This is a genomic window from Comamonas sp. BIGb0124 (genome assembly GCF_003752175.1).
Classification (GTDB): Bacteria; Pseudomonadota; Gammaproteobacteria; order Burkholderiales; family Burkholderiaceae_C; genus Comamonas_F.
This window is the reverse complement of record NZ_RJVF01000008.1, coordinates 312,161-329,910: the sequence shown is the minus strand read 5'-3', so window position 1 is coordinate 329,910 and position 17,750 is coordinate 312,161. Positions and strand designations below refer to the sequence as shown.

Genomic DNA, 17,750 nt, shown 5'->3' with positions numbered 1-17,750 from the left:
GGGTAGTCTCTGTCGGTTCTTGTGTCGGTGATGTGAGGGGGGTCGAACGGCCTGGGGTTCAGGCGGCCTGGGCCGGGCGTTGTTCTTCGGCCAGCTTGGCGGCGATCCATTCGCCCAGTGCTTTCTTGGACACCTTGCCGAAGGTCGAGACCGGGAAGTCGTCGAGAAACTCGAGGCGTTCGGGCAGCTTGAATCGGGCGATCTCGTGGGTCTGCAGGAAAGCGACGAGGGTGGCGAGATCCAGCGTGGCGCCGCCTCTCAGCACGACATAGGCACACATCTTTTCGCCCATGGCTGCATCGGGCATGGGCACGCAGGCCACGTTCTGCACGGTGGGATGCATGAGGATGAGGTTCTCCACTTCCTCGGCGCTGATCTTTTCGCCGCCCCGGTTGATCAGGTCTTTCTTGCGGCCTTCGACCACGTAGTTGCCGCAGGGGTGCCTGCGCATCAGGTCACCCGACCGGTAGAAGCCATCGGCGGTGAACTGCCGTGCGTTGTACTCGGGCACCCCGAAGTAGCCACGCAGCGTGTAGGGGCCTCGGCAAGCCAGCTCGCCGACCTCGCCATCCGGCACTTCGCGGCCTTCGTCGTCGATCAGCCGGACTTCGTCGTCCGCGCAGACCGGCCGGCCGCAGGTTTCCAACTGCGCTTCTTCGCTGTCGTCGTGCCGCACGAACATCAGAAGTCCTTCGCTCATGCCGAAGTTCTCTTGCACAAAGGCATTGCGGAACAGTTGCCGTGTGCGCAGGCGCACCTCGGGCTGCATGCGCTGCCCGCCGCTCTGGATCTGAAGCACGGAATCCAGCCTGGCCTGTACGACGGCCGGGTCGTTGATCAGGCGGATCAGCAGTGCAGGCACGACCTTGAGGTGGGTCACCGCGTGTCTTTCGATCAGGGCGAACATCTCGGCCGGGCGGGTGTTGGCATGCAGCACCACGGTCGCCCCGTTGAACAGGAAACCCTGGATGCCCGGGCATGCCAGCGGCAGGTTGTGGGCAATGGGCAAGACCAGCAGCAGCACCGAGTCACGCGTCACACCCGCCACCTCGGCGGCGACCTTCGAGTTGTAGGCGTAGTCGTTGTTGGTGCGGGGAATGAGCTTCGGAATGCCGGTGGTGCCGCCCGACAACTGGAAGATGCAGGGGTCTGCGGGAGAGATGTCGATCTCGTTCAGGCGGGAGGAGGGCAGCCGGGCAGGCCGGTCGATCAGCTCGCCCAGGGAATGCTCGCCTGGCCCCGGCGCACCGAGCACCAGCCGCAGTTGCAGGCAGGGTTGCTCGGCCTGCACACGGTCGATCACCGGTGCGAAATGGAACTCGCCGCCTTGCTCGCGAACCGTCTTGGGGTAGACGCAGCAGCGGGCCTGCGACAGCCGCACGAACTGGCTGATCTCGGCATGCCGGTGCGTCACCAGTGCGGCGATCGGTATGCAGCCGAGCTTCTGCAGGGCGAAATACAGGATCACGAACTCGGCCACGTTCGGCAGTGTGGGCACGACACGGTCGAGCGGCTTCAGGCCCAGCTCGAGCAGGTTGAGCGCGAGGTTGCGGCTCAAGGCGTCGAGTCGTGCATAGGTATAGCGGCGGTCGCCATCGATCAACGCCGTGCGCGATGCGAATCGCTGGAAGACCGCCGAGAACTCGTCGGCCAGCGAGCGGTCCTGCCAATAGCCGTGGTCGCGATAACGCTGGGCGAAGTCTTCGGGGAAGGGGACAAATCCGTCTAGCATGGGTGTTCTCCTCGTCTCTCAGGTCGATGCGGTGAAGCCGCCGTCGATCACGACCACTTCGCCCGTCACGAAGCGGTTGGCGGTCAGCAGATTGACCATCACTTCGGCCACGTCGTCGGCCGTCACGCAGCGGCGCAACGGCGTCTGCTTGGCGCGTTTGCCCATCAGGTCGTCGTAGCGATCGCCCAGCATGCGTTCCATCCATTCGCCCTCCATCCAGCCGGGTGCCACGGCATTGACGCGGATCTCGGGGCCCAGATTCCAGGCCAGCGTCTTGGTCAGGTTGACGACGGCGGCCTTGCTGGCGGCATACGGCAGGGGCTGGGGACCTGGCCGCAGACCGACGATGCTGGCGGTGTTGACGATGGCGGGATTCGTGCCCTTGCGCAGCAGAGGCACCGCCGCGCGCGAGACCTGGAACGTGCCCCGCACATTCACGGCGAAGGTGCGGTCCCATTCGGCCATGTCCAGGCTCTCCAGGTCCTTCACCTTCCATGTGGCGGTCGTGCCGGCGTTGTTGACCAAGGCGTCGAGGTGGCCGAAGACCTCGCCGATCTCGGCCAGCGTGCGTCGAACGGCGGCATCGTCGCTCACGTCGCATTGCAGCAGCAAGGTCCTGGCACCCAGGGATTCGGCTTCGCCGGCCACCGCTTGGGCGGCCTTGGCGCTGGAGCCATAGACGATGGCGATGTCGAAACCTGCTCGGGCGAGTGCAAGCACCGCGCTGCGGCCGATGCCGGTGGCACCGCCTGTCACGAGCGCATGGCGTCGTTGAGTCATGGGGATTCCTTTCATGGACTTCAAGAAAAAGCTCCGCCCTGCGTCCCGTGGGACGCCATGGGTTTCGAGATGGGCGGATGGGAAAGAGAAGAGGCGGCTTCGGCCGTCTAGGGCGTGCTGGAGAGGCTGGGCATGGTGTTGTCTCGTCTTGTGTTTGTTTGTATTGATGGGTGCTTGGAGCCCAATGTAGACAGGTCGCGAGAGCGCCAGAAGATGGCAAAAAACCCCTGCCGATTCGATTTTGATATCTCCCTGGAGAAAACCCCTATGCACGGTTATCGCGATGCAGGGAAAGATCGGGCAGCCCTTTCACTCCTGTCGTCCGTCCATGAAACTGAGCCATCTGCGCGATCTCACCTGCATCGTCGAAAGCGGCAGCCTGCGGGCCGCTGCGCGCAGGCTCGACATCGCTCAACCGCTGCTCACGCGCAGCATCCGGAATCTGGAGAAAGAGCTGGGCACGCCCCTGTTCGAGCGCCAGTCGACCGGCATGGTGCTGACGCCGTTGGGCCAGCGCTTCTACGAGCGGGCCAAGGTGGTGACCAACGAGCTGCGCCGCGCGGGCGAGGAGTTGCTCCAGGCGCAGGGCAATGCCACCGGAACGGTGACCGTCGGGCTGTCGATCATGCCGCACATGGGTTTGCTGCCGCGTGCACTGCCCGCGTTTCGCAAGAAGTTTCCGGCGGTCCGGCTGCAACTGGTCGAGGGGCTGTTTCCCGACCTCGAGGACGATGTCCGCAAGGGCGAGATCGACTTCTATGTCGGGGTGACGCCCAAGAACATTCCGCCGGGATTCGTGCGTGAACGGCTTTCGGCCAACCGGCGTGCCGTGATGGCGAGGAAAGGACATGCGCTGTCCGCAGCCCGCTCGTTCGCCGAGTTGTCACACGCCGAATGGGCTCTGCCTGCCGTCGATTACGACAGCGAGAAGGATCTGGAAAACATCTTTGCCGAACGCGGCCTGCCGCCGCCCAGAGTGGCGCTGCAGGCCAGAACCGCACTGTCCATGATGGTCACCCTGGTCAGCACCGAACTGCTCGCCTTGCTGCCCGTGCAGTGGATCGGGTTCGGGCAACTTCAGGACAGTCTCCAGCAGATCAAGCTGGACGAGGAACTGGAAGCCCCCGACATCGTGCTGATCCGACGCAGCGGATTGCCGATGACCCTGGCGGCAGAGCATTTCTGCGATCTGCTGCGCAGAGAGGTGGTCGCTCCCCAGCCGATCGGTGCGATCGGCGACAGGAAGTAGGGTCCGCCGCCGTGGCCTGCCGGCGCAGCCGGGCCGAGGACGAGTTCAACGGTGTTGCGAGATCGACTGGGCCATGTGCTCGCGCAGCCATCGGTGAGCCGGATCGCGGTGGACTCGTTCGTGCCAGAGCATGAGCATGTCGAAGCCCGGCACGTCGACCGGTGGCTCGACGATCTGCAGTGCGGCGTTGCCCTCGACCAGCCGCGAGGGCACCATCGCCACCAGATCGGTGTTTGCCAGCACCGCACCGAGAAACAGAAAATGCGGCACCGACAAGGCCACCCGGCGCGTCACGCCCAGTTCGGCCAGCGCGGTATCGGTCACCCCATGGAACCCACCCCCGTCGGGCGACGCAATGGCATGTTCGAGCTTGCAGAACTGCGCCAGCGTCGGGCGCCGCTTCAGCCGCGGATGCCCGGCGCGACCGGCCAGCACATAGCGCTCGGCAAATAGCAGCCGGCGATGCAGATCCGGCGGGGCTTCTTCACCGATGAGGAAAGCGAGGTCGATGTCGCCCTGTTCCGCCTTCTTGGCGACCTGCGCGGGCACGGTCTGGATCACCGCCAGGCGTGTCGCAGGGGCGGCTTGGCGCAGCCCGGCCAAGGCCGGCAGCAGCACCGTGTATTCGCTGTAGTCGAAGGCCGCCACGCGCCAGGTCTGGCTGGACTGGGCCGGATCGAAAGGGCTGGACGGTGCCACGGCCTGCTGCAGCGCAGCCATGGCCAGCCGTAGCGGTTCGCGTAGCGCGTCGGCTCGGGCCGTGGGCTTCATGCCCCTCGGGCCGGGAAGCAGCAGCGGATCGCCGAAGAACTCCCGCAGCCGGGCGAGTTGCAGGCTCACGGTCGGCTGTGCAAAGTGCAGTCTCTCGGCCGCACGGGTCACGCTGTGCTCGGTCAACAAGGCGTCGAGCGTGACCAGCAGATTGAGATCGAGCTGCCGCAAGGAATTGTTCATGGCAATACCAGTCATTTTGGAAATTCATTTCCAATATATCTTGGGCCATCCTATCCTGCGTTCATTCTTTGACCGATGGAGAACCCATTCATGAACGTCCTGATCGTCTACGCCCATCCCGAACCCCGTTCCTTGAACGGCTCGCTCAAGGACTTTGCCGTGCAGCGCCTCGAGAACGCAGGCCATGCCGTCCAGGTCTCCGACCTGTATGCCATGCAGTGGAAGGCCGTGCTCGACGCGGCCGACAATACCGCTCCGCGCCCGGGCGAACGTTTCGACCCCTCGGGCGATTCGCGGCGGGCCTTCGAGGGCGGGACGCAAAGTGCCGACATCGCCCTTGAGCAGGACAAGCTGCGTTGGGCGGATGCCGTCATCCTGCAGTTTCCGCTCTGGTGGTTCTCGATGCCCGCCATCCTCAAGGGCTGGATCGAGCGCGTGTATGCCTATGGTTTCGCTTATGGGGTCGGCGAGCATTCCGATACGCATTGGGGCGACCGGTACGGCGAAGGCACGCTGGCCGGCAAACGGGCGATGCTGGTCGTTACCACAGGGGGCTGGGAGTCGCACTACACGTCACGCGGCATCAACGGTCCCATCGACGATCTGCTGTTCCCCATCCAGCATGGTTTGTTGTTCTATCCCGGCTTCGACGTGCTGCCGCCGCATGTCGTCTATCGCGTCGGAAAGATCGACGATGCACGCTTCGAGCAGGTCCGCGAGGCCCTGGGTCAGCGCCTCGATACGCTCGGGTCGACGCCCCCCATTCCGTTCCGCAAACAGAATGCCGGCGACTACCGCATTCCCGAATTGACCTTGCGCCCCGAGCTTGCATCGGGTCAATCCGGTTTCGGAGTTCACCTCGATCACGACAGAGTCTGACGGGACACGACACAGCGAGGAGGGAACGCATCGGACGCGCACCTGACGGCAACTGGCCCACATCGCCCGAAGGTCGTGCGTGTGGCGTCGGAGTTGCGTTCAAATGCAACAGGGCGGTGGGCTGGCCCGCATATTGCTCAAGAGGCATTGCGCTGAAATGGCTCAGCGCGTTGTGCATTTCCTAGAAGTTGTTGTTATGAAATACTTTGCCCGTTCCGTTCTTGCTGCAGCCCTCGTTTCTGCAGCCGTAGCCCATGCCCAGACCGCTGCTTCCCCGACACTTCCAGGCGTGACGATCTACGCGACCGGCGGCACCATCGCCGGCGCTTCGGCCAGCAACACCGACACGACAAACTACAAGGCCGGCTCGATCGGTGTGCAGACCCTGATCGATGCGGTTCCCGAACTCAAGAAGGTCGCGCGCATCGACGGCGAACAGATCGCCAACGTGGGCAGCTCGGACATCGACAGCACCGTTCTGCTGAAGCTGGCGAAGGCCATCAACGCCAAGCTCGCCGATCCTGCAACCCAGGGCGTGGTCGTCACGCACGGAACCGACACGCTGGCCGAATCCGCCTTCTTCATCGACGTGACGGTGAACAGTCCCAAGCCCGTCGTCTTTGTCGGTGCCATGCGCCCCGCCACGGCCATCAGTGCCGATGGCCCCATGAACCTGCTCAATGCCGTGACCCTGGCCGCCAGCAAGGATGCGATGAACCGCGGAACGCTCATCGCACTGAATGACCGGTTCGGCTCGGCTTTCTACACCATCAAGACCAACAGCACGACGGTCGACACGTTCAAGGCTGAAGAGCAAGGTTTCCTGGGCACCTTCACCAGTGCCAAGCCTTACTTCTGGTTCAGCCCAGCCACGCCGGTCGGCAAGGTGACCTTCGATGTCAGCAACGTCACCTCGCTGCCCAAAGTGGTGATTCTGTATGCCTACCAGGACCAGGACGCCGCCCTCATCGACGCTGCGATCAAGGACGGTGCCAAGGGCATCGTGATCGACGGATCGGGCAACGGCTCCATCAACAGCGCCGTCAAGAAGCGCATCGCCGAACTCGACAAGCAAGGCTTCCCGGTCGTCCGCGCCACCCGCACCAACTCCGGCCTGGTCACAGCCAAGACCGAGGGCATCGGCGCCAGCGTCTACAGCGCGTCCAAGTCCCGCTGGCTGCTGTCGCTGGCCCTCTCGACCGGCCTGTCTTACGACCAGATCAAGTCGATGTTTGGTGGGTAAATCACCATGATGGTGCATCGTGCACCGTCAAAAGAACCGTCATGGTGCATGCACCGTGGCGGTTTTTTTACGCCCTGTTGTTGTGACATCTGAGGCCGAAGAACCGCTCCATCCCCTCATCGGTCGACTCGAGATTCGTCTTGGCGTCTTGATTTGGTGCGCGGTCGTTCACCGACCTGAATATGGTTAGTTGGAATGCTGAGATTGGGATGCACGGTTCCCCTCGTAGCATGCGCTTCCTGTGCAAAGGCACGAGCCATGTGCATTCTTTACGACTCAGGATTCATCGATGTCAGAAACCCCTATCGGCGCTTGGCGCCGTCGCACCCTCTTGCAAAGTACCCTGGCAAGTGTGGCTGCATCTGCTTTCACGCTGCCGAGTATTGCCGCCGAGGGACCCGTGCAAGGGGGGACACTGACGTTTGTCGTTACGCCCGAGCCGACGTCGCTGACGACGGTCGACAATACGTTTGGCGCAAATCAACGCGTTGCGACCAAGGTGACGGAAGGGCTGGTCGCCTACGACTTCAACGGCAAGTTGCTGCCGCAACTGGCTTTGTCCTGGAGTATCAGTCAGGATGGGTTGCGGTACACGTTCAAGTTGCGGCCGGAGGTGAAATGGCACGACGGACAACCCTTCACCGCCCAGGATGTCGCGTATTCGATCGCCCAGATTCGCGAGCGTCAGAGTTTTGGGCGCTCGACCTTCGCGAACCTCTCGAGCGTCGAGATTCCAGACCCTTTGACGATCACGCTGGTGCTGTCACAGCCTTCGGGGTTCCTGCTCAATTCTCTGCATGCTGCGATCACGCCGATCATTCCGAAGCATGTGTATGAAAACAAGGATTTTGCGACTCACCCCGCAAATCTCAAGCCGATTGGTACGGGACCGTTCGTATTCAAGGAATGGGTCAAAGGCAGCCATATCATCCTGGAACGCAATCCTAATTACTGGGATGCGCCCAAACCCTATCTGGATCGCATCATCGTGAAATTCATTGCGGATGCCAGCGCGCGAGCCTTTGCCATTGAAAACGGTGAAGTGGACCTGGCCGCTGACAATCCCATTCCGCCTTCCGAGCTGGCGCGGTTCGCCCAATTGCCGGGTATCGAGATCGAGAAGCGTGGCTATGGTTTCCTGGGGAGCCAGACCCAGCTTGAGCTGAACCTCAGAAATCCCATTCTCCAGAAGCTGGAAGTTCGCGAAGCGATCGCGCATGTCCTCAATATCGAGGAGATCAAGAACAAGGCCTGGTACGGCTATGCTCAGATTTCCGCAAGCCCCATCACGGTGCTTGATCGGCAGAACCACAACCCGGCAATCCGGCCTCGAAAGATCGATCCGGCACGTGCACGGCAGCTTCTGGATCGAGCTGGATATCCCGTGAAACCCGACGGCAATCGATTCACCCTGAGGCTCGTCTACAACCCGTACAACGACGGTTATCGCCGAGTCGCAGAAATCGTCCGGCAGTCGCTGGCGACCATCGGCATCCAAGCGCGGATCATCCCGAACGACTTTGCCGGTTACGTGAAGACGGTCTACACCGACGGTGCATTCGATCTCAATGCTGCCACCCACGTCAACCTCTACGATCCGAGCGTGGGCGTGCAACGTATCTACTGGTCCAAGAACATCAAGCAGGGCGTGCCGTTCTCGAACGCCAGCCACTACAACAATCCGCGCGTGGACGAGTTGTTGGAGCGTGCTGCGGTAACCACCGATGCAAAGCAGCGCAAGGCCCTGTTCGACGAGTTCCAGGACATCGTCGACCGCGAACTGCCTGTCATCAATCTGCTGGCCGTGGATGCCGTCACGATAGGCAAAAGCCGGGTCAAGAACCATACCTTGAGCGAATACGGCGGACTAGACAGCTTTGCCAGCGTGTATCTGACGCCTGGCAAATAAAGCGTCGACAAGGTCAGGGTGCTCTTACGGGAGCGCCATGGACAGCCATTCGGATCATTCAAAGGCCGGCTTATGAAAATCACACGCGTAGTTACGCACTTTCTCTCGATTCCCTGCACGGCTCATACCGAGCATGCACCGTTGATCGGCGGGCGGGAATGGACACATTTCGACGTGGTGTTGATCCGTATCGATACGGACGAAGGCATCACGGGGTGGGGCGAGGCCTTTGGCCGGGCGCGTGACCTGCCACTGAAGGCGGTGATCGATACACACATTGCCCCCAAGCTGATCGGAAAGGATCCGACCCAGATCGCGGTGATCAAGAAACAGCTCGAATTCGAGCTGCACAACTTCGGACGCATCGGGCCGGTGGCCTATGGCATTGCCGGCGTGGACATCGCGCTGTGGGACATTCTGGGCAAGCGCGCCGGCCTGCCGCTGTATGCGTTGCTGGGCGGCAAGTACACCTCGAAGATCGATGTCTACGCCAGCCTGCTGCGATATGGGACTGTTTCCGAGGTCGAACGGATCACGCATAAAGTCTTGGAAGAAGGCTATCGCCACATCAAGCTGCACGAGATCGGCATTCAGGAAAACCTGGCAGCCCGGCGAGCCGCAGGCCCCGATATCCCGATTTACCTCGACGTCAATTGCCCATGGGATGTGCGGCAGGCTATCGACGCGTCGCACGCTTTGGCCGAAGGGAAGTTCGGTTGGCTCGAAGAGCCTGTTTGGCCGCCTGAAAACTACGCGGGCATTGCCGAGGTGCGTCGTCGAGGTGCCCTGAGAACCGCTGCCGGCGAAAATGCAGGCAGTGCTGCCGACTTCAAGCTGGCCTTCGAGGCCGGTGCGTTGGATTTTGCTCAGCCCGATCTGACCAAGACGCTGGGAATTTCGGAGGCCATCAGAATTGCCGCTTTGGCCGATGCCTACAACGTAGCGGTGGTCCCGCACAACGCAGTCTATGGGCCAGGCCTGCTGGCAACGCTGCACTTCAATGCTTCAAGGCCCGATACACCCCCGCTGGAGCGCCTGTATTTTGCCCTGGAAAAACATCCCCTCAGTCAGGCACTAGAACCGGTCAATGGCTCCATCGCCGTTCCGGAAACGCCTGGGCTGGGCTTCGATCCTGATCCGGAGGTGATCGAGAGATACTCGGTCGGTGTGTCCGAACTGGCATGGAGCTGAGCCACAGGGAGCCATGCTGGCGATGGAGACGCTCACGCACATCTCAGGCACGCAATGTCAACTGGCCCGGGGTGTCTAGGACCTATGCCGCCGCCCTCAACGGCGCGCTGCAACGCAACTCCGCAGTCGGCAGCCGGCGCACTCTCAGTTCCAGATAGCCGTTGTCGTAGAACGGCCTGCAGCTCGATCGCAGCACGCTCATGCGCTGTTCGCCGATCAGCAGTTGCTCCACATCGCTCATCTGGCTGAATCGGTTGCATCGAATGCGCACGATCCCTTCATGGGTTGATTGGCCGATGCGAATCTCACACTCGACGTCGGCGATTTTGACGTCGCTCATGAAGCGGCACGATCGCAACGTGACCGGCCCCCTGAACGTCAGTGTGGATGTGTCCTGCATCGGTATCTCCTTGTGTGCAAGGAGTGTCGTTGCAGCGGGTCGCTCTCGCTGTAGGTCGATTCCGATAGCTGCTGTGCGCATTTTCGGCGCATGACAATCGCACTCACCAGGCCTGAGTGCGATCCGAATGCGGGGTGCGCCGATGCGGGGGGTGAGGTCAGTCATAGACGGCAGGCATCTTGCGCGCCTTCGTCGCCGGCACATACGGCTCGATCACCGTGATCGAGACCTCAAGTCGAAAAAATCATGATTTATCGGTGTGGACGTGAAAAATTTGCGCGCAGGTGTCGCGATTGTTCGATCTCAATAAGAGTACTTTTGTATTCAAATAAATCAAGTGAATTAATATTAAAGTACTACTTACGAGCGTGAAAACGCTACAAAATTGATTGTTGAGCTTATTGTATATATTGATCAAAATTGAAATTTGATGCTATTCTGGTCCGAAGATGTTTTGCTACTTTTTTAGTAGTGCGGAAATGATGCGAATCAGATTGGGCTGGTGCCATATATCCCCGGATGGCTCGACCTCGAGAGGTCATGGCAAGTGGGTCTTGTACACAAGGGAAATTGAAAAAATTCTCGAGGAAAGCGTGAGGGCAAAAAAGCTGCGAGGCGTGCGTATCCACACCTGGTGGTGGATCGAGTTGCAGGAAACCCCTGACGGTCCGATCATCGAGCGGCGCATCGATGACTAGAGAAGACGCGTGCGACGGCCGCGTGCGAGTCAGCCGGCACGGCCCCTGTCGCACGAAAGCATGTCTGGCTGCGAACGGCTGTGGAGTCCTGTTCGGGTCGGGTCGGCGCTCAGGCCGTCAGCCTTCGGTGCGCCAGTTCGTTGAACCGTAACGCCTGGCAGTCCAGCGGACCGCAGGGACAGTCGTCAGTTCATGGCCTTATTGAGCGTGAACTGGCTCGCGCGCGCCTGTCGTTCTTGCAGTTCCACGTCTTCGATATCGCGCGGATGGACAAGCATGAGCCGGCCGGTGACCGTGCACTTGTAGAGCCGTCGATGACTGAAAAACAGCTTGGCCCAGAGAGGACGCGCGACGCGGACATATTCGGCGCCCGGGGATGGGCGTACTTTGAAAGAAAGCATCTCACCTCCAGAAGAAAACAGGCTTCGGCGTGTCGAAAACGTGGGGCAGCAGGCTTGTCGTTGAGCTCAGCTCTCAGTTCGTTGCCCTGAGGGCGAACTGGCTGGCACGAGCTTGGCGACGGCGTTCTTCAATGAAGTCGATGGCTTCCGGACGAACCAGTGCGACATGGCCAGTAGCCACGCACTTGTACATGCGGCGGTTGCTGAAAAGCAGCTTGGCCCACAGCGGTCGGGCAATGCGCACGTACGCTGCATCGCCTGTCATCCGAACCTTGAAAGACACCATCCCTAACTCCGTTTGTTTGCGCTGCAGTGTGGGACTAGTCCTACAGATGGTCAAGTAATAAATAAGTATGCATTGTGCTCGCTTGTCCTACTAGACACGCACGCCATCCGGTGTTCTGCGCCGCAGGCCCTTTTGTGGATATGCAACGCTTGAGGTGGGCGAGGGGGATGAAGGGGAATGAAGTGCCGATCGAGGTCTCGAATCCATCGGATCCCGAGACATTGCAACATGTGCACGAGGCTTTTTTGAGCCGGTCGATCGAGGGGTGTCACCCGGACGGTGTGCGGCAATGTTCTCTGCCGTGTACCGTTTGCCGGGTCTGCAGTGGATGTCTGTATCAGTGCCGCGGCGCAGTGAACGTGCCGGACTTGCGGTCGACGGCATCGGCCGCTTCGATGAGTTTGCCGCCTAGCGATCGGGCCTGGCCCGCACCGAGTACGAGAGGCTCCTGCTCGAGGGGCTCTGGATCTGTCAATTTTTGTGTGGAGTACGAAACGGCGATGGCCAACTCGACGTGACCCGGAATCTGGGTCGGTATGGCGACGGATTGAATGTCCACGTCCTGCAGCGTTGTAAGCTGATCGGCAGGTGGGAGCTGTTTCATTGTGACTTTCGGTTGAACGTGAACCAGCATAACAGGGGGATGTCTAGCGCGTCGTCAAACAACAAGTCAACACTGTCTTGAACAGGAAAGCGGCACTTCCGCCTACGTTTTTAGGTCGAAGGCCATGCCAATCCATCGAGGAGGCGGCGGCCGGCATCCGTCAAGGCATAGCCACGGCCGTGGGCCCAGGATGTCGCTCTCTCGTCGGCGATGGGGGTTTGCACTGCAAGACCTTTTTCAATCATCAAGTCGAACGTCTCGATCGGGAGTGCGCGGTTGAGTCGGATAAAGAGCAGCGCAGCAAGCTCCGTCGCGGGGGGGCGTTCCATGATGGCCTCCTAGGCATGGTAGAGGCTCCACCTTAACCCCTGACGCTCGAATCACCTAAGGTGATATCGGTTTCATGTCAAAAATAGGGCCAAACGCGCACTTTCGGCGTAAGTCATGACGCTGACATGAGCCTGACGCGGCGCGGGCACCCGTCTTGATTCGTGCCTGTTCAGCGGCTTCCACACCCTGCGGCTCTCACGCGATAGGCGGTACTCCGACCAGCTGCCTCTGTTTTTTCCAGTACGTCACGGGTCAGCAGATCGGTGATGTCCCGCAACGCCGTATCCGTCGAGCACTTCGCCATAGCGGCCCACTTGCTGGTCGTCAGCTTGCCTTCGAAACCGTCGAACAGGCGGTTGAGTACCTTGATTTGCCGCTCGTTCATGGGAACAGCCGAGACGGATCGCCAGAATCGGGCCTTGGCAAGAACCTGATTCAAGGTGCCATGGGCCTGTTCGATCGCCCGTTGCAGGGCTTGCAGAAACCAAAGCAGCCATTCGGTGACGTCCAGATCCGCTTTCTGGGTGCGCTCCAGAATGTCGTAGTAACTCTTGCGATCGCGCTGGATCTGGGCCGACAGACTGTAGAAGCGCTGCGCACCACCCTCTGCACGCGTCGCCAACAAATCGCCAATGGCGCGCGCGATGCGTCCGTTGCCGTCGTCGAAGGGGTGCAGGGTGACAAACCACAGGTGCCCTAGACCCGCGCGGATCAAAGCTGGCTCCGGTGCGGGCCCATTGAGCCATTCGAGAAAGCGCGTGGTTTCGTGAGGCAGACTGTTGGCGGGAGGCGCCTCGAAATGAACTTTCTGTCTCTCGATGGCGCCTGAAACAACTTGCATGGGACCGTGTGCATCGTCACGCCAGTCCCCGATTCGGATACGGCTCATCCCCGAATAGCCGGTGGGAAACAACGCCGCATGCCAGCCAAACAGTCGTTCGGCCGTGACCGGTTCGTGGGCGCGATGGGTTGCATCGAGCACCATGTCGACGACACCTTCGACATGTCGATCGACCGGCGCGAGGGCACCGATATCCACGCCCAGGCGACGTGCCACGGATGACCGCACCGAGGCCACGTTCAACGTTTCGCCTTCGATCGCACTGGTCTGAACCACGTCCTCGGTCAAGGTGGCCAGGCTGGCTTCGCTGTGCAAGGCCATGCCCACATCGGCCAGCCGGCCCCGCAATTCGCCTTGGGCGTGGCTGACTGCAGTCAATGGCTCGACGAGTGCAGGCAGATCGTATTGCCACGAGGGCCATCGATCTGATTGCCAAATGTAGGTGTGGACGTGCATGCGGTCATTATCACCGCAATTTGTGCGGTGATAAAGGAGGTGTCGCGTAGGCTGACCCCAACTGTCGAAACCTCGGCGCTCAGTTTTCGGCGGCGCCTTCTTCCGCGGCCAGTCGCTTCTTGAGACCTGGCGACGCGTTGTCGAGATCGATGATGGCCAATGCGCGGTCCGCACAGTGCACCATGGCATGCAGGTAGCCGTCCATGATGGGGTCGTTGAATGCGATTTTCATGTCCATGGCGAGGTTGGTCGCGTCCATCAGGTGCAGCAGGGCGCTCATCTCCATCAGTTCGCCGGCCAGGCTTCCACAAGTGGAGGGATCCTTGCTGGCCAAGTGGTATGCACGCTCCGAGACCTTGCTGGCCCATTGCATGATGAGGCACAACTGAAGGTCTGCTGGCCGTTCTTCGGCGGGGCATTCGCCACCGAATGCATAACTCAATGTCGTCAGTACGGCTTTCAGGTGGTGAAGGTCTGCGGTGACTGCATCGATGGCGTCGAGCTTGTCCATCATGCGGCGCTCGAGGCGGTATCCCGCAGCATCGCCTTCATGCGGACCGGAAGAGAAAGGGGCTTTTGCAAGTGCCCAATCTGGCGTTGCGAGCAGAACGACTCCACGTTCGCACTCAAGCGACAGGTCTGTCGGCGGCAAGTCAGGCCTGGATGGTGTTCTGTATAAGACATTTGGCTCCGATTGAATTGAAACAGCTGCTCTGGTGACTGAGGATGTCGATGGACAAGCTTCGATGTAGATCTGTGAATATTCCCACTTATGGAATGTTTCCGAGGAATCTCGGAAAGGTTGATTCATCAGATCCAGCCCTCGAATCATCGCTGTTTTTTCAGTATTTTTCAAAGAGTCTATTAGGATCTGCCGATGACTCTATAAGAGTCTTGCTGAGTCTAATAGAATCTGTGGAGCCTGAGGTGGATGTCTTGGGGTTCCTGCTTTTACGGGGTTTTGATATTGGTTATGTGAGGAGGGTTAATCAATGACAATAAGAGATGCAAATGATTCTGGTGATTTCACAATGGCGTATGGCGTATAGATATGTCCTCGCGATGATTGCGAGGCCCTGCTTGCAATGGCTGTCAGTTGGATGCCCGCGACTGGGAGGCCAGTACACCGACCAAAGCTCAGTTGCAGGACGTGTGCGCCGCCCAGGCCTTCTGCTTCTTGCAAGAGGCTCAAGACCCTTCCGAGAAGGCCGCATTCGAGGTGTTGACCCAACGTGCCTTGGCGGCAGAACAGAGACTTGCTGAAGCGAAGGCGGCTCTTCGCGAGACGTCCGTCGTCAGCGAACGGCGTTCCAAACCGACAGCAGGGTAGAGCGCGTCTCGCAAGCCGGCTCGCTCACCGAGTCGCTGACCGTACCGTGCGACTCAGTGCCCGCACAGCCGCCACCCGAACCTCCAGTTCGGCGGTTTCATCCCTCAGCGTGGCCAGCAATGTTTCCTGGCTGTGACTGGACCCCAGTTCGCCCAGGCCGTCCGCGGCGGCGACGCGTACGGCCATTGGCATTTTGGAATCGTTGAGTGTGTCCCTCAACTCTTTCCAGATGGCTAACGCCATGCTCGCTCCCTCGTTGAATCATCGTTAAGCAGGCCTGCTCTGGTGGAGGCACTCTCCCTGGCATTTGCGCGTCGATGAGGCGCAAAGATGCTTCCAAATGTTATATGGAAACTAGGGTTTTTACGGGTAGGTACTTTCGGATGACAGGGCGGACGGCGCCTGTTGCGATTCGGCTGGGCTGACGCAGAGGAGGGCGGTGGACTACCTCTCTTGGGCAAGTTCTGAGCTTTCGCGGAACGGTGACCGGCCTACATTGGAGACAAGGCCATCCCGCCGACACCGTCAAGGAGACTGCCATGAGCACGCCGCTGACCCCCACGCCCAATCCCAACTTTCCGCCGCCGAATCCGGATGCGCCGCAGCCCGAGCGTGAGCCGCCCCGCGAGCTTCCCGACGATCCCGGCCATGCGCCTGTCCAGCCGGATGGCGATCCGTCGCAAGAGCCGCCCGAACCTGTCGAAGATCCCGTGGGCGAGCCACCGGTCTACGACGACGATGACGACGAGCAAAACGACAGGTTGTGACCGGCTCAGGTCGGCTCGATCCCCGGTTGCCTCTGTGAAGCCGCGGTGTCGGGCGGCTTGACCCGTTGAACGTCGTCGATCAGTGCACGCGCGCGTCTTTCGCCCGATGCAACGGCCTGGCGCCAGTCATCCCAATGGTCTTGGTACTCCTCGATGAACTCGAGGTCACCCATGCCGGACGGCGGGACGAGGTAAATCCGCACGCCCTCGGGTGCGGTCTTTCCGTTGAGCCATCGTCCAATGAGGATGGCTTGCGCGCCGCGGTGCAGCACGCTCCGGATGTTCGCCCGATCGTAGGATTTGAGCATGTAATGCTAATGTAGTAATTGCCATCAGCATACCCGTAATTGAACCTGAACGGGTGCATTGAAGCGTCTTTCGATTGCGCCCCAGGTGTCAGGCGTTGTTCGCCTCAGGCCTCGCGCTCCTCGATCCAATGCGTGCCCAATCCGAATGCCGAGAGCCCGGTGTCCCGCGCGCGCTCGAGTCCGGCTCGCGTGGTGGGCGTATCCGGAAACCACAGTGTGTGGGGCCATGCCATGTGCAGGCGCTCTTGGACCTCGGTCGACCAGGCAAGACGGATCTCTCTCATCGCGGCTCCATGCCACCCAGACACAGGTGGCTTTGCATGATGGTGTCATGGTGCCATCAAATGCGCCGAATCCGTATAGCGTTGTCGGGTAGGATTTCCGGTTCCGTAAACCTCTTGGAGGCTGAAGTGGCGAACGCGATATGGATTCCTGTCGGCGATCCCGTGCTCTTGAATGACGAGAAAGCGCTGCGTGCTGTTCTCACCCGATCATTCAAGGATCCGCAAGGCGGACTGAGCGGCCCGCTTCTGGCCGCATTGGATCTGGCGCTGGACGATGACCACGCTGTCCTGGACGACGTGGTGGTCGACGGAGCAGAGATAGCGGATGGGTCGATCACCGTGCGTTATACGGTGTCGTTCTCGGCGGCCCAGACATGCCGCGACCTTGTCTATTCGGACAAGGACGCGCGTACGCTGGTGGGCCAAGTCACCGAGACCCAACTCGGATTCCCGGTCTTTGTCGCCCCTGAACCGCGATCGACGGCCGACGAGCTGTGACGCCTTGCTAGGGCCCGCAACCTTCCGGTTGCATTCCGCTGCCGTGCCATCGGCTATCGGAAGCCCTCGGTACGAGGTGGGCCGGCGTCGCTACACTGGGTCTGTACGTTGCCTTTCGGCGTACCCTCAGGAGTCCATTCATGCCTCAACTCATCCGGCTGTTTTATGTGAGTCGTGCGACCCAGAAGGGTGTCGACCAGGTCATCACCGATATTCTGCGCGTGGCTCGAGAATTCAATGCGTCGAATGGCATCACGGGCATCCTGACATTTGACGGTGAACACTTCACGCAGGTGTTGGAAGGCTCGGGCGCCGGCGTGAATGCCCTGATGACACGCATCACGCGAGACGATCGCCACAAGGACGTGAGGGTGCTTTCGTCGGAGCCCATCCATGACCGGTATTTTCAGCAATGGGCGATGAACTACATCTATGACATCCGCCTGGTGGAAGAGGTGTCGCAGTATTTCGGGATCATCCAGCCCGAGGCCGACGAGGTGATCGAGTTCATCGAAGACCTGCGTGAGTACGCGCTGCGATTGGGCTGAAACGGGGTCGACGAGAACGGACGGCGCTGCCTGGGAGCCATGCGCCGGCCCTGCACGCCGAC

The 17,750-nt window shown here is 60.5% G+C and carries 21 protein-coding genes; 8 read left to right on the top strand and 13 right to left on the bottom strand.

Annotated elements, in window-relative coordinates; all coding sequences use genetic code 11:
* Positions 1–58 precede the first annotated feature (58 nt).
* Positions 59–1,732 carry a (2,3-dihydroxybenzoyl)adenylate synthase gene (locus tag EC845_RS02735; protein ID WP_123295679.1) on the bottom strand — a complete coding sequence of 558 codons (1,674 nt, stop codon included), beginning with the start codon at positions 1,730–1,732 and terminating at the stop codon, positions 59–61.
* Between the two features lie 18 nt (positions 1,733–1,750).
* Positions 1,751–2,512 (bottom strand): SDR family NAD(P)-dependent oxidoreductase, encoded by a 762-nt coding sequence (locus EC845_RS02730; protein ID WP_123295678.1) that lies wholly within the window; start codon positions 2,510–2,512, stop codon positions 1,751–1,753.
* A 328-nt stretch (positions 2,513–2,840) separates the two neighbouring features.
* Between EC845_RS02730 and EC845_RS02725 the strand changes: the two genes are divergently transcribed.
* Positions 2,841–3,761, top strand: coding sequence for a LysR substrate-binding domain-containing protein (locus EC845_RS02725; RefSeq protein ID WP_158615591.1), 921 nt, complete (start codon positions 2,841–2,843; stop codon positions 3,759–3,761).
* Positions 3,762–3,806: 45 nt separating this feature from the next.
* On the opposite strand, the gene EC845_RS02720 is transcribed toward EC845_RS02725, so the two are convergent.
* On the bottom strand, positions 3,807–4,715 hold the full coding sequence (locus tag EC845_RS02720) for a LysR family transcriptional regulator (RefSeq protein WP_123295676.1): 909 nt from the start codon (positions 4,713–4,715) through the stop codon (positions 3,807–3,809).
* Positions 4,716–4,805: 90 nt separating this feature from the next.
* Here EC845_RS02720 and EC845_RS02715 point away from each other — a divergent pair, with 90 nt between their 5' ends.
* From EC845_RS02715 to EC845_RS02700, 4 genes are all read left to right on the top strand, one after another.
* Entirely contained in the window at positions 4,806–5,594 is a 789-nt protein-coding gene (locus EC845_RS02715) for an NAD(P)H-dependent oxidoreductase (protein WP_199739706.1), read from the top strand.
* Between the two features lie 103 nt (positions 5,595–5,697).
* Complete coding sequence (locus EC845_RS02710; RefSeq protein ID WP_370451226.1) at positions 5,698–6,837, top strand: type II asparaginase; 1,140 nt, start codon at positions 5,698–5,700, stop codon at positions 6,835–6,837.
* Between the two features lie 289 nt (positions 6,838–7,126).
* The gene (locus tag EC845_RS02705) at positions 7,127–8,746 is read left to right on the top strand and encodes an ABC transporter substrate-binding protein (protein WP_123295673.1); all 1,620 of its coding nucleotides are present in this window, start codon (positions 7,127–7,129) and stop codon (positions 8,744–8,746) included.
* A gap of 72 nt (positions 8,747–8,818) precedes the next feature.
* Positions 8,819–9,937: a mandelate racemase/muconate lactonizing enzyme family protein gene (locus tag EC845_RS02700; RefSeq protein ID WP_123295672.1), complete on the top strand. Its 1,119-nt coding sequence runs from the start codon at positions 8,819–8,821 to the stop codon at positions 9,935–9,937.
* 82 nt (positions 9,938–10,019) lie between these two features.
* Here the strand turns inward: EC845_RS02700 and EC845_RS02695 are convergent, their stop codons facing one another.
* The 8 genes from EC845_RS02695 to EC845_RS02650 form a co-directional block, all read right to left on the bottom strand.
* Positions 10,020–10,337, bottom strand: coding sequence for a hypothetical protein (locus EC845_RS02695; protein ID WP_123295671.1), 318 nt, complete (start codon positions 10,335–10,337; stop codon positions 10,020–10,022).
* Between the two features lie 883 nt (positions 10,338–11,220).
* A complete protein-coding gene (locus EC845_RS02685) occupies positions 11,221–11,436 on the bottom strand; it encodes a hypothetical protein (RefSeq protein ID WP_123295669.1) in 216 nt (71 codons plus the stop codon).
* Between the two features lie 73 nt (positions 11,437–11,509).
* On the bottom strand, positions 11,510–11,722 hold the full coding sequence (locus EC845_RS02680; RefSeq protein ID WP_123295668.1) for a hypothetical protein: 213 nt from the start codon (positions 11,720–11,722) through the stop codon (positions 11,510–11,512).
* Positions 11,723–12,059: 337 nt separating this feature from the next.
* Entirely contained in the window at positions 12,060–12,326 is a 267-nt protein-coding gene (locus EC845_RS02675; RefSeq protein ID WP_123295667.1) for a hypothetical protein, read from the bottom strand.
* Positions 12,327–12,436: 110 nt separating this feature from the next.
* A complete protein-coding gene (locus EC845_RS02670) occupies positions 12,437–12,655 on the bottom strand; it encodes a hypothetical protein (protein WP_123295666.1) in 219 nt (72 codons plus the stop codon).
* Positions 12,656–12,825: 170 nt separating this feature from the next.
* Positions 12,826–13,953: a Fic family protein gene (locus EC845_RS02665; protein ID WP_123295665.1), complete on the bottom strand. Its 1,128-nt coding sequence runs from the start codon at positions 13,951–13,953 to the stop codon at positions 12,826–12,828.
* A 79-nt stretch (positions 13,954–14,032) separates the two neighbouring features.
* A complete protein-coding gene (locus tag EC845_RS22025) occupies positions 14,033–14,809 on the bottom strand; it encodes a hypothetical protein (RefSeq protein ID WP_148077225.1) in 777 nt (258 codons plus the stop codon).
* 498 nt (positions 14,810–15,307) lie between these two features.
* A complete protein-coding gene (locus EC845_RS02650) occupies positions 15,308–15,526 on the bottom strand; it encodes a HEAT repeat domain-containing protein (RefSeq protein ID WP_123295662.1) in 219 nt (72 codons plus the stop codon).
* A gap of 296 nt (positions 15,527–15,822) precedes the next feature.
* Between EC845_RS02650 and EC845_RS02645 the strand changes: the two genes are divergently transcribed.
* A complete protein-coding gene (locus EC845_RS02645; protein WP_123295661.1) occupies positions 15,823–16,050 on the top strand; it encodes a hypothetical protein in 228 nt (75 codons plus the stop codon).
* A gap of 5 nt (positions 16,051–16,055) precedes the next feature.
* Here EC845_RS02645 and EC845_RS02640 read toward each other — a convergent pair whose 3' ends face one another.
* On the bottom strand, positions 16,056–16,358 hold the full coding sequence (locus tag EC845_RS02640) for a hypothetical protein (protein ID WP_123295660.1): 303 nt from the start codon (positions 16,356–16,358) through the stop codon (positions 16,056–16,058).
* Positions 16,359–16,462: 104 nt separating this feature from the next.
* Positions 16,463–16,642: a hypothetical protein gene (locus EC845_RS02635; protein ID WP_123295659.1), complete on the bottom strand. Its 180-nt coding sequence runs from the start codon at positions 16,640–16,642 to the stop codon at positions 16,463–16,465.
* A 126-nt stretch (positions 16,643–16,768) separates the two neighbouring features.
* Between EC845_RS02635 and EC845_RS02630 the strand changes: the two genes are divergently transcribed.
* The gene (locus EC845_RS02630) at positions 16,769–17,140 is read left to right on the top strand and encodes a hypothetical protein (RefSeq protein WP_148077224.1); all 372 of its coding nucleotides are present in this window, start codon (positions 16,769–16,771) and stop codon (positions 17,138–17,140) included.
* Positions 17,141–17,280: 140 nt separating this feature from the next.
* Complete coding sequence (locus EC845_RS02625) at positions 17,281–17,688, top strand: BLUF domain-containing protein (RefSeq protein WP_123295657.1); 408 nt, start codon at positions 17,281–17,283, stop codon at positions 17,686–17,688.
* Positions 17,689–17,750: the final 62 nt, after the last annotated feature.